Here is a 10336-nt window from a genome sequence, read left to right on the forward strand (position 1 = left end):
GTCATTTCTTCTTCGCGGCCTCGTCGTCCTGGGCCGCGCCCTCGTCGCTGCGGTTCTCGCTCGCCAGGCGCAGCCAGCGTCCGTCGCGGACGTCCTTCTCGTGCACGGCCGCCTTCTTGTCGCTCGCGGCGGTGTCGCGCGGGGGGAGCTGGATGGTCTCCTCCGCCTCGATGCCCGCCTGCAGCTCGCGTCCGCGCTCGAGCTCGGCGTCGAACTCCGCGCCGAAGAGCAGGGCGATGTTGGTGATCCAGATCCAGAGGAGGAAGACGATCACCGCGCCGAGCGAGCCGTAGGTCTTGTTGTAGTTGGAGAAGTTGGCCACGTAGAACGCGAAGCCGGTCGAGGCGATCAGCCAGATCGCCAGGGCGACGATCGATCCGATGCTGATCCAGCGGAACTTCGGCTGGCGGATGTTGGGCGCCCAGTAGTAGAGGATCGCGACGATCACGATCGCGATGACCACGAGCACCGGCCATTTCGCGATGTTCCACACGGTGAGGGCGGCGGGGCCGAGGCCCACGACGTCGCCGACGGCGGTCGCGACCGGTCCGCTGAGGACGAGGATGAGCGCCGCGATCACGATCAGGACGACCGTCACCACGGTCACGCCGAGCATCGTCGGGCGGAGCTTCCAGAAGGGGCGCCCCTCGTCGATCTGGTAGACGCGGTTCATCGCGCGGCCGAAGGCGCCGACGTAGCCGGAGGCGGACCAGATCGCTCCGACGACACCGGTCACGAAGGCGAGACCCGCGGCGGAGGAGCTGGTCAGCGCCTGGATCGGGTCGCGCAGCAGGTCGACGACCTCGCTCGACGCGAGGTTCCCGATCAGGTCGAGGACCAGATCGGTGGTGGCCTGCGCCTGGCCGAAGAGCCCCAGCACCGACACGATCGCGAGCAGGGCGGGGAAGAGCGCGAGCACGGCGTAGTAGGTGAGCGCGGCGGCGAGGTCGGTGCACTGGTCCGCGCCGAACTCGCGGGCCGTCTTCTTGAGGACGTAGAACCAGGAGCGCTTGGTGATGTCGGTGACGTCGTCGGGCTTCCGGGAATCGTCGGGATCGGGCGCTGTCTTCTCGCGGGTCGTGCTCTGCTCGGCCATGCGGACACGCTACGGGGCCGACAGTCGTCGGACGGCCCCCTTGACGGCGCGGCCGGTCGTGTCGCGGGTCAGGCCCGGCGCTGGCGCGCGGCGGCGAGGGTGCCGAAGAGGAGGAAGGAGCAGGTCGCGGCGAGGACGGTCAGCAGGGGAGCCTCCCAGCCGCCGCTCGCGTCGTGCGCGAAGCCGATGGCGGTCGGGGCGGTGGCGGCCACGGCGTAGCCGATCCCCTGCACCGTGGCCGAGAGCCGCGACGCATGGGCGTCGGAGCGGGAGAGCCGCACGACGAGCACGAAGACCACCGTGAATCCTCCGCCCTGGGCCGCGCCGCCCAGCACGCACCAGAGCGCCCAGAGCTGCGGGGCGAGCAGCAGCCCCGCCGGCACCGTGCACCAGAGGAGGCCGACGAGCACGATGCTCCCCAGCGGTCCGAGCCTGCGGACCAGGAGCGGGACGCCGAGGGCGCCGGCGACCGCGGCGAGCTGGAACACGGAGGCGCTCGCGCCCGCGGTCGCGATCGAGAAGCCGTTGCGGTCGACGAGCAGCGAGGGGAGCCACGCCGTCACTCCGTAGTACGAGAACGCCTGGCTCGAGAAGCAGAGCGCGAGCGCCAGCACGGTCGCGCTCCGGAAGATCCGCGGAGCCGGTGCGGCCGGTGCGCGGTCGGCGCGGGCCTGGCGGGGAGTCGGACGCAGGGCCGCCCGAGGCCCCACGGCCACGAGCCAGCCGCCCAGAGCGAGGGCGTTGAGGGCGAGCCAGACGAGCAGGGCGCCGCGCCAGCCGAGCGCCAGAGCGAGCGGAGCGGTGCCGAGCGAGGTGATCGTCGAGCCGATGTTGAGGGCTGCGGTGTAGACGCCCGTCGTGAGGTCGACGCGCTCGGGAGCGACGTCCCGCCGGATCACGACGGGGAGGACGACGTTGCCGATCGTGATGGAGACGCCGATCAGGATGGTGCCCGCCACGGCCGGTCCCACGTCGCCGATCGATCGGACGATCGTGCCGAGCGCGACGCCGATCACCGTGACGGTCACGGCGGCGTCGGGTCCCGCGCGGCGGATCACCAGGAGGGCGAGCGGAGTCGCCAGGGCGAAGCAGAGCACGGGGATGCTGGTGAGGATCCCCGCCTGGCCCGCGGACAGCGCGAGGTCCTCGCGCACCGCGTCGATGATGGGCGCGACGGCGACGATCGGACCGCGCAGGACCAGCGCGACCAGGGCGACCGCCACGACGAGGAGCCAGGGAGCGCTCCGGCGCGCGGTCATCGGGGCGTCGAGGGCCGCGGCACCCCGGTCAGCCGGCCAGGCCGGGGACCCCGGCCGAGAGGTTGCCGACGATGGTGAAGACGCCCGACACCAGACCGAGGATCCCGGTGACGAGTCCTGCCGTCGCGAGCCCGCGACCGCCTCCGACGACCGGTGCGGCCGCCCGGCCCTTCGCCGAGAAGACGATGGCGAGGATCGAGGGGATCAGCAGCGGATTGATCAGCAGGCTCAGGACGCCGAGCACGAGGCTCGCGATCGCCATCGGGTTGCGGCCCGCCGCGGAGGACGGGGCGGACGGATAGGCGTACAGCTCCTGCTCCGGAGCGCCCGGGGGCGTGCCGTAGGCGGGAGCGGGCGCCGAGGAGGACGGGCGGGACCGGTCCGTCCACGCCGCGCCGTCCCAGTAGAGCTCCGAGCCGAGGTCGGCCGGGTGCGGGTACCACCCGGGCGCGGGCAGCGGAGCGGAGTCGTCGGGCATGGGGCGAGTCTAGAGCGGCACCGATCAGCTCTTGGGCTGCTCGATGCCGAGCGCGTTCCCGTCGGGATCGAGGATCCAGGCCGCCCAGACGCTGCCGCGGTCGGCCACGCCGTTCTCGGTGCGCAGCTCGTCGCTGTCGTAGTCCTCCGGAGCCACGCCCCGAGCCGCCAGCGCGTCCAGCTCGGCGCGCAGGTCGGCCACCCGCCAGGCGGCCTTGGTCTGCTCGTCCTTCGAGCCCGTGGTGCTGGCGGTGACGGTGAGCCGCGTGCCGCCGCAGGAGTAGGCGATCGCCGACTCGCTCTCCTCGAGGACCTCCAGTCCCAGGGAGCCGGCGTAGAAGGCGCGGGAGGCGGCGAGGTCGCGGGAGAGCAGAACGGGGCCGATGGGGGAGTCGGAGAGCACGGTGCGTCCTTTCGTCGGTGGGTCTCCAGTCGACGCCCGCTGCGGCCCGGCGCGGAAGGGGTTGCCACCGGGCCGGCCGGAGGGGGCGGGCGCGGCAGAATGGCCTCGGCCGTGCCCGCCGCGCGGCCGGGAGGAGCCCTCATGAGCTGGACCATCGACGAGGTGGCGTGGACCCACCCGGACGCCGAGCGTCTGCGCGACGCGCAGCGGCGCGAGCTCGACGAGCGCTACGGCAACGACGACCACGAGCCCGGCACGCCGCCCTCGGCCGACGACGTGCCCGTCTTCCTCGTCGCCCGCGACGCGAGCGGCACGGCGGTGGCCTGCGGCGGACTGCGGCCTCTCGACGACGACGTCCTCGGACCGGGGGCGATCGAGGTGAAGCGGATGTTCGCAGACCGCGCCGCCCGCGGCACCGGAGCGGCCACGGCCGTCCTGCGCGCGCTGGAGGCGCGGGCGGCCGCTCTGGGCACGACGCGCCTGGTGCTGGAGACCGGGACGCTCCAGCCCGACGCGATGCGGTTCTACCTCGGGGAGGGCTACCACGCCATCCCGCCGTTCGGCGCCTACATCGGGTCCGAGCACTCGGTCTGCTACGCCCGCGATCTCGATCTCGGCGACTGAGCGTCAGCGGCGCAGGGTCTCCACCGGGTACTCGCCGAAGCGGCGGTGGTACGCCCCCGAGAAGCGGCCCTGGTTGAGGAAGCCCCAGCGCGCGGAGACGGCGCGCACGGTCTCCTCGCCAGGAGCGCCCTCGCGCAGCTCGACGCGCGCCCGGTCGAGACGCACGCCGCGCAGGTAGCCGAGCGGAGTGTCGCCGAAGTACCTCCGGAACGCGGCCTGCAGCGCCCGCGGAGTGAGCCCCGCCGCTGCCGCGATGTCGGACACGGTGACGGGCGACGCGGCGAACGCGTGCAGGAACTCGGCGGCACGCAGCAGGTGCTCGAGCCCCGGCCGCAGCACCTGCGCCGGAACGACGACCGGCCGGTGCGCGAAGGTCGCGAGCAGGTGCAGAGCGACGCCGCGCTCGGCCGCCACAAGCTGCAGCGCTGTCGCCTCGCGGCCTGACCGGAGGACGCCCGCGAAGTCGTCGACCGCCCGCCACCAGCCCGGGAGTGCCGACGCGGAGGCGATCGAGCGGTGGTCGAAGACGAGCGGCAGCGGCACGCCGTCGCCGGCCTCGGACGCGACCTGCTCGAGGAGGCCGGCGGCCACGTGCACGAGCCGCTGCTGGAAGTCGCGGCTGACGAACTCGAACGGACGCGCGCTGGGGAACACGACCGGCCGCCCCGGCAGGTGGACGATCCGATCGCCCTCCGGGTCCACCACGCTCGTGCCGGAGAGGAACCACGAGACGACGTACTCGCTCTCCGGACGCAGCCCCCCGGACACGGAGCCCCGGAACACCGACGTCCGCAGGCTCACGCCCTCGCTCCCGGAGACGTCGTAGCGGAAGGAGAAGGGCCGCTCGACCGGTTCCGTCCGGAATCCCGACCCGCCGTAGCCGTCCGAGTAGAAGCGCCGCGCCTCCTCCAGGTCGGCCCCGGAGCGCGTGAAGCGCTGCAGCGCAGGACCGGCACCCATCGGACCAGGATGCCACCTGGACGGATTGCGCACCGGTCGCCCCCGCGCCCCTCTCCGGGGCACGTCCTGTCGGCAGGGTGACGGGGTCGGACGACACGGACGGAGACGCATGGAGATCAGCGCACGCAGACTCGCGGCACGCGACGCGGTGGCCGTCGTCGCCGTGCTCGCCGCACTCGAGGGGGCGCTCGCCGTGGACTCCCTGCCGCCCGGCCTGGAGGAGGTCCTCCTGCACCAGCTCGAGCGCAGCTCGCTCGTGCTCCCCGGCGCCGACCGGGACGAGCTCGCCTCCGCTCTGCGCGCGCTCGGCGTCCGCGTGCTCGACGCGCTCGGGTAGAGGCCGCCGCCGACTACAGTCGAGGGGTCAACCGAGCCCGAGGAGTGCCCGCACGTGTCGAACGAACCGTCGAATCCCGCAGAGAACGAGTCCCACTCGGTCGTCACCGAGGCGGGCACGGGATTCACGCACTTCACCGACCGGGCCGTGGTCGCGATCCGCGTCAACGGGGAGCTCAAGGACCTCGCCGCCGACGTCGTGCCGGGCGACCGCATCGAGCCGGTGCTCATCTCCTCGCCGGACGGGCTGAACATCCTCCGCCACTCCGCGGCCCACGTGCTCGCGCAGGCGGTGCAGCAGATCAACCCGGAGGCGAAGCTGGGCATCGGCCCGCCCGTCACCGACGGCTTCTACTACGACTTCGACGTCGAGGAGCCCTTCACGCCCGAGGCGATGAAGGCGCTCGAGAAGGCGATGGACCGCATCGTCCGCCAGGGCCAGCGGTTCGTGCGCCGCGTCGTCTCCGAGGAGGAGGCGCGCGCCGAGCTCGCCGGCGAGCCCTACAAGCTCGAGCTGATCGCGATCAAGGGCGGGGGAGCCGAGGACGAGAGCGTCGAGGTCGGCGGCGCCGAGCTCACCATCTACGACAACGTCGACCCGCGTTCCGGCGAGACGGTCTGGAAGGACCTCTGCCGCGGCCCGCATCTGCCCAACACCCGCATGATCGGCAACGGCTACGCCCTGACCCGCAACGCTGCCGCCTACTGGCGCGGCTCGGAGAAGAACCCGCAGCTGCAGCGCGTCTACGGCACCGCGTGGCCCACGAAGGACGAGCTGCGCGAGCACCAGGCCCGCCTCGAGGAGGCGGCGCGCCGCGACCACCGCAAGCTCGGCCACGAGCTCGACCTGTTCTCCTTCCCGGACGAGATCGGCTCCGGCCTCGCGGTCTTCCACCCCAAGGGCGGGATCATCCGCTACGAGATCGAGCAGTACATGCGCGAGCAGCTGCTCGCCCACGACTACGAGCTCGTCTACACGCCGCACATCACCAAGGGCGACCTGTTCCTCACGAGCGGGCACCTGCAGTGGTACTCCGAGGGGATGTTCCCCCCGATGCACCTCGACGAGCTGCAGGACGAGGACGGCAACGTCACCCGCCAGGGCCAGGACTACTACCTCAAGCCCATGAACTGCCCGTTCCACAACCTGATCTTCCGCTCGCGCGGCCGCAGCTACCGCGAGCTCCCGCTGCGCCTGGCCGAGTTCGGCACCGTGTACCGCTACGAGAAGAGCGGCACCCTGCAGGGCCTCACCCGCGTGCGCGGCCTGACCCAGGACGACGCCCACATCTACGTCGCGCAGGAGGACGTGTCGGCCGAGCTGACCCGCAACCTCGAGTTCGTGCTGCAGGTGCTGCGCGACTACGGCCTCGACGACTTCTACCTCGAGCTGTCCACGAACGAGGAGGGCAACCCGAAGTTCGTCGGTGCGCCCGAGCAGTGGGAGGAGGCGATCGAGTCGCTGCGCGCGGTCGCCGTCGCCTCCGGTCTCGAGCTGGTGCCGGATCCGGGAGGAGCGGCGTTCTACGGTCCGAAGATCTCGGTGCAGGCGCGCGACGCCATCGGCCGCACCTGGCAGATGTCGACCATCCAGCTCGACTTCAACCAGCCCGAGCGCTTCGAGCTCGAGTACACGGCCTCGGACGGCTCGAAGAAGCGGCCCGTGATGATCCACCGCGCGCTCTTCGGCTCCATCGAGCGCTTCTTCGCGATCCTCACCGAGCACTACGCCGGGGCGTTCCCGGTCTGGCTGTCGCCGGTCCAGGTCGTGGGCATCCCGATCGCCGACGAGTACCTGCCCTACCTCGAGGAGGTCGTCGGCGAGCTCAAGAGGTCGGGCATCCGCGCCGAGATCGACTACTCCAGCGACCGGATGCAGAAGAAGATCCGCAACGCCACGCTGCAGAAGGTGCCCTTCCAGATGATCGTGGGGGAGAAGGACCGCGACGCCGGAGCCGTCAGCTTCCGCTTCCGCGACGGCACGCAGGAGAACGGGATCCCGGTCGCCGACGCCGTCGCGCGCATCCGCGAGGCCGTCGCCTCGAAGGCGCAGGTCTGAGCGTGAGCGACGGCTACGTGCCCGAGGGAGCGGAGGGCTCGGCGCACCTCGCCGGGGTTCCCGACGAGTTCCAGCGCCTGTGGACGCCGCACCGGATGGTCTACATCCAGAAGGGGCAGCCCGGAGCCGACGACTGCCCCTTCTGCGTGGCGCCGACGCTGAGCGACGAGGAGGCCCTCATCGTCGCCCGCGGGGAGCACGCCTACGTCCTGCTGAACCTGTTCCCGTACAACTCCGGCCACCTCCTGGTCTGCCCGTACCGGCACATCCCGCTCTACGACGAGGCCACTCCCGAGGAAGTGGCCGAGATCGGAGCGCTCACGCAGACGGCCATGCGCGTCGTCCGCTCGGTCTCGAACAACGACGGCTTCAACCTCGGGATGAATCAGGGCGCGGTCGCGGGAGCGGGGATCGCCGCGCACCTGCACCAGCACGTGGTTCCGCGCTGGGCGACCGACGCGAACTTCTTCCCGATCATCGCCCGCACGAAGGCGCTCCCGCAGCTGCTCGGCGACGTGCGGGCGAGCCTCGCGGCGGCCTGGCCGAGCCTCTAGACCGCCGCCCGGCCCCCTGTCCAGCGCCGCGGACGGCCGGCGCCGTCTCGTAGACTCGGAGCTGCCGTCGGCGGAAGTCGCCGCACAGAACAGGACTCGCGAACATGACCGACACCACCACTCCGTCCTCGTCCGCTCCCGAGCAGTTCGGCTCGAGCCGCGTCAAGCGCGGTCTCGCCGAGATGCTCAAGGGCGGCGTCATCATGGACGTCGTCGACGCCGATCAGGCCCGCATCGCGGAGGACGCCGGCGCGGTCGCCGTCATGGCGCTCGAGCGCGTCCCCGCCGACATCCGCTCGCAGGGCGGCGTCGCACGCATGAGCGACCCCGACCTGATCGACGGCATCGTCTCCGCCGTGTCGATCCCCGTCATGGCGAAGGCGCGCATCGGCCACTTCGTCGAGGCGCAGATCCTGCAGGAGCTCGGCGTCGACTACATCGACGAGTCCGAGGTCCTCTCGCCCGCCGACTACGTGAACCACATCGACAAGTGGAACTTCACCGTCCCCTTCGTCTGCGGAGCGACCAACCTGGGCGAGGCGCTGCGCCGCATCACCGAGGGCGCAGCGATGATCCGCTCGAAGGGCGAGGCCGGCACCGGCGACGTCTCCGAGGCGACCAAGCACATCCGCACGATCTCCGGCGAGGTCAACCGCCTGAAGGCGATGACCAAGGACGAGCTCTACGTCGCCGCGAAGGAGCTGCAGGCCCCCTACGACCTGGTCGTCGAGATCGCCCGGACCGGCAAGCTCCCCGTCGTCCTCTTCACCGCCGGCGGGGTCGCGACCCCGGCCGACGCGGCGCTGATGATGCAGCTGGGCGCCGACGGCGTGTTCGTCGGCTCCGGCGTCTTCAAGTCGGGCGAGCCCGCCAAGCGCGCGGCCGCGATCGTGAAGGCGACCACCTTCTTCGACGACGCGAAGGTCGTCGCGGAGGCCTCGCGCGGTCTGGGCGAGGCGATGGTCGGCATCAACGTGGCCGACGTGCCCGCGCCGCACCGCCTCGCCGAGCGTGGCTGGTAGCGCCGACGCGCCGCTCGCCGGCGCAGGACCGACGCGGGAGTCCCTCGAGGGGCTCCGCGTCGGCGTCCTCGCGCTGCAGGGCGACTTCCGCGAGCACGCGCACGTCCTGCGCGAGCTGGGCGCCGAGGTGGTGCTGGTGCGCCGCCCGGAGGAGCTCGCCACCGTCGCGGGGCTGGTCATCCCGGGCGGCGAGTCCACGGTGATGGACAAGCTGTCGCGCCTCTTCGGCCTCGCGGAGCCGGTCGTCGAGGCGATCGGGGCGGGGATGCCCGTCTACGGGACGTGCGCCGGGCTGATCATGCTCGCCGACCGGGTCCTCGACCGCATCGACGGCCAGAGCAGCTTCGGCGGCCTGGACGTGTCGGTCCGGAGGAACGCGTTCGGCAACCAGCTCGACTCCTTCGAGACCGATCTCGACGTGCCGGCCATCGGCGATCCGCCGGTGCACGCGGTCTTCATCCGCGCACCGGTCGTGGAGGAGCTGGGGGAGCGGGCGACCGCGCTCGCCAGCGTCGCCGACGGGCGGGTGGTCGCGGTCGAGCAGGGCAACCTCCTCGGGACGGCGTTCCATCCCGAGATCACCGGCGACTACCGGTTCCACGAGCTGTTCCTGCGGAAGGTCGCGGCGACGCGCTTCGGCGACTGACCCGCTGCCGTCCCCTCCGCCAGGGGTGGACGGTGCGGGACCCGCGGGCCAGGGTGGTCGCATGCCCGAACTCCCCGAGGTCCAGGCCCTCGCCCTCGATCTCGACGCGCGCCTGGGCGGACGCGTCCTCGAGCGGCTCGACGTGTTCGCGATCTCCGCCCTCAAGACCGTCGCCATCCCGCCGTCGGCTCTGTCCGGCGAGACCGTCCACGGAGTGTCGCGGCACGGCAAGTTCCTCGACCTCGCAGTCGGCGAGGCCCACGTCCTCCTGCACCTCGCCCGCGCCGGCTGGGTCCGCTGGCGGCCCGAGCGGCCGACGGCGCCGGCGAAGCCCGGCCGGGGACCGCTCGCCGCGCGGCTCGTCCTCGACGACGGGTCGGGGTTCGACGTGACGGAGGCCGGCACCAAGAAGAGCCTCGCGCTCTCGATCGTCGCCGATCCGCTCGACGTCCCGGGCGTCGCCCGGCTGGGTCCCGATCCGCTGGACCCGGAGTTCACCGAGGAGATCCTCGGCGCGATCCTCGCCACGGCGGGCCGGGCGCAGGTGAAGGGCGTCCTCCGCGACCAGTCCCGCATCGCGGGCATCGGCAACGCCTACTCCGACGAGATCCTCCACGTGGCGCGCATGTCGCCCTTCAAGCCTGCCGCGCTCACCGCCGACGAGCTGGACCGCCTCTACGCGGCCCTCCGCTACACCCTCGAGGAGGCGCTCGCCCGCGCCGAGGGCCTGCACGCGGCCGACCTCAAGCGCGAGAAGAAGCTCGGCATGCGCGTCCACGGCCGCACAGGAGAGGCGTGCCCCGTCTGCGGCGACACGATCCGCCAGGTGGTCTTCCACGACTCCACGCTCCAGTACTGCCCCACCTGCCAGACCGACGGGAGGATCCTCGCCGACCGGCT

12 protein-coding genes are annotated in these 10336 nt (G+C 72.2%); 7 read left to right on the forward strand and 5 right to left on the reverse strand.

Annotated elements, in window-relative coordinates:
- Position 1: 1 nt before the first annotated feature.
- From C5D66_RS08625 to C5D66_RS17145, 4 genes are all read right to left on the reverse strand, one after another.
- On the reverse strand, positions 2–1096 hold the full coding sequence (locus C5D66_RS08625) for a YihY/virulence factor BrkB family protein (RefSeq protein WP_104239455.1): 1095 nt from the start codon (positions 1094–1096) through the stop codon (positions 2–4).
- Positions 1097–1164: 68 nt separating this feature from the next.
- The gene (locus C5D66_RS08630; RefSeq protein ID WP_104274260.1) at positions 1165–2355 is read right to left on the reverse strand and encodes a CynX/NimT family MFS transporter; all 1191 of its coding nucleotides are present in this window, start codon (positions 2353–2355) and stop codon (positions 1165–1167) included.
- 28 nt (positions 2356–2383) lie between these two features.
- On the reverse strand, positions 2384–2833 hold the full coding sequence (locus C5D66_RS08635; protein WP_104274259.1) for a DUF2510 domain-containing protein: 450 nt from the start codon (positions 2831–2833) through the stop codon (positions 2384–2386).
- A 24-nt stretch (positions 2834–2857) separates the two neighbouring features.
- Positions 2858–3235 (reverse strand): VOC family protein, encoded by a 378-nt coding sequence (locus C5D66_RS17145; RefSeq protein WP_104256165.1) that lies wholly within the window; start codon positions 3233–3235, stop codon positions 2858–2860.
- 141 nt (positions 3236–3376) lie between these two features.
- Here C5D66_RS17145 and C5D66_RS08645 point away from each other — a divergent pair, with 141 nt between their 5' ends.
- Positions 3377–3859: a GNAT family N-acetyltransferase gene (locus C5D66_RS08645; protein WP_104326887.1), complete on the forward strand. Its 483-nt coding sequence runs from the start codon at positions 3377–3379 to the stop codon at positions 3857–3859.
- A gap of 3 nt (positions 3860–3862) precedes the next feature.
- Here the strand turns inward: C5D66_RS08645 and C5D66_RS08650 are convergent, their stop codons facing one another.
- Complete coding sequence (locus C5D66_RS08650; protein WP_104274258.1) at positions 3863–4819, reverse strand: AraC family transcriptional regulator; 957 nt, start codon at positions 4817–4819, stop codon at positions 3863–3865.
- Between the two features lie 109 nt (positions 4820–4928).
- On the opposite strand from C5D66_RS08650, the gene C5D66_RS08655 reads away from it, so the two are divergent.
- From C5D66_RS08655 to C5D66_RS08680, 6 genes are all read left to right on the forward strand, one after another.
- Positions 4929–5156: a hypothetical protein gene (locus C5D66_RS08655; RefSeq protein ID WP_104224631.1), complete on the forward strand. Its 228-nt coding sequence runs from the start codon at positions 4929–4931 to the stop codon at positions 5154–5156.
- Positions 5157–5303: 147 nt separating this feature from the next.
- Complete coding sequence (thrS, locus tag C5D66_RS08660) at positions 5304–7214, forward strand: threonine--tRNA ligase (protein WP_258061510.1); 1911 nt, start codon at positions 5304–5306, stop codon at positions 7212–7214.
- Between the two features lie 2 nt (positions 7215–7216).
- Positions 7217–7768: an HIT domain-containing protein gene (locus C5D66_RS08665; protein ID WP_258061501.1), complete on the forward strand. Its 552-nt coding sequence runs from the start codon at positions 7217–7219 to the stop codon at positions 7766–7768.
- Between the two features lie 104 nt (positions 7769–7872).
- On the forward strand, positions 7873–8790 hold the full coding sequence (pdxS, locus tag C5D66_RS08670; RefSeq protein WP_104224629.1) for a pyridoxal 5'-phosphate synthase lyase subunit PdxS: 918 nt from the start codon (positions 7873–7875) through the stop codon (positions 8788–8790).
- Between the two features lie 73 nt (positions 8791–8863).
- Positions 8864–9436 carry a pyridoxal 5'-phosphate synthase glutaminase subunit PdxT gene (gene pdxT, locus C5D66_RS08675; RefSeq protein WP_258065190.1) on the forward strand — a complete coding sequence of 191 codons (573 nt, stop codon included), beginning with the start codon at positions 8864–8866 and terminating at the stop codon, positions 9434–9436.
- A 61-nt stretch (positions 9437–9497) separates the two neighbouring features.
- The coding region (locus C5D66_RS08680) for an Fpg/Nei family DNA glycosylase (protein WP_104326888.1) at positions 9498–10336 on the forward strand (839 nt) is incomplete at its 3' end.

Origin of the sequence: Rathayibacter sp. AY1B4, from assembly GCF_002932815.1 — a bacterium.
Taxonomy (GTDB): Bacteria; Actinomycetota; Actinomycetes; order Actinomycetales; family Microbacteriaceae; genus Rathayibacter.

Bases quoted from the DNA above. Each gene is read 5' to 3' on its own strand.
- C5D66_RS08625 (WP_104239455.1), bottom strand. From the start codon at position 1,096: ATGGCCGAGCAGAGCACGACCCGCGAGAAGACAGCGCCCGATCCCGAC.
- pdxS (WP_104224629.1), top strand. From the start codon at position 7,873: ATGACCGACACCACCACTCCGTCCTCGTCCGCTCCCGAGCAGTTCGGC.
- C5D66_RS08645 (WP_104326887.1), top strand. From the start codon at position 3,377: ATGAGCTGGACCATCGACGAGGTGGCGTGGACCCACCCGGACGCCGAG.
- C5D66_RS08635 (WP_104274259.1), bottom strand. From the start codon at position 2,833: ATGCCCGACGACTCCGCTCCGCTGCCCGCGCCCGGGTGGTACCCGCAC.
- C5D66_RS08630 (WP_104274260.1), bottom strand. From the start codon at position 2,355: ATGACCGCGCGCCGGAGCGCTCCCTGGCTCCTCGTCGTGGCGGTCGCC.
- C5D66_RS08655 (WP_104224631.1), top strand. From the start codon at position 4,929: ATGGAGATCAGCGCACGCAGACTCGCGGCACGCGACGCGGTGGCCGTC.
- C5D66_RS08650 (WP_104274258.1), bottom strand. From the start codon at position 4,819: ATGGGTGCCGGTCCTGCGCTGCAGCGCTTCACGCGCTCCGGGGCCGAC.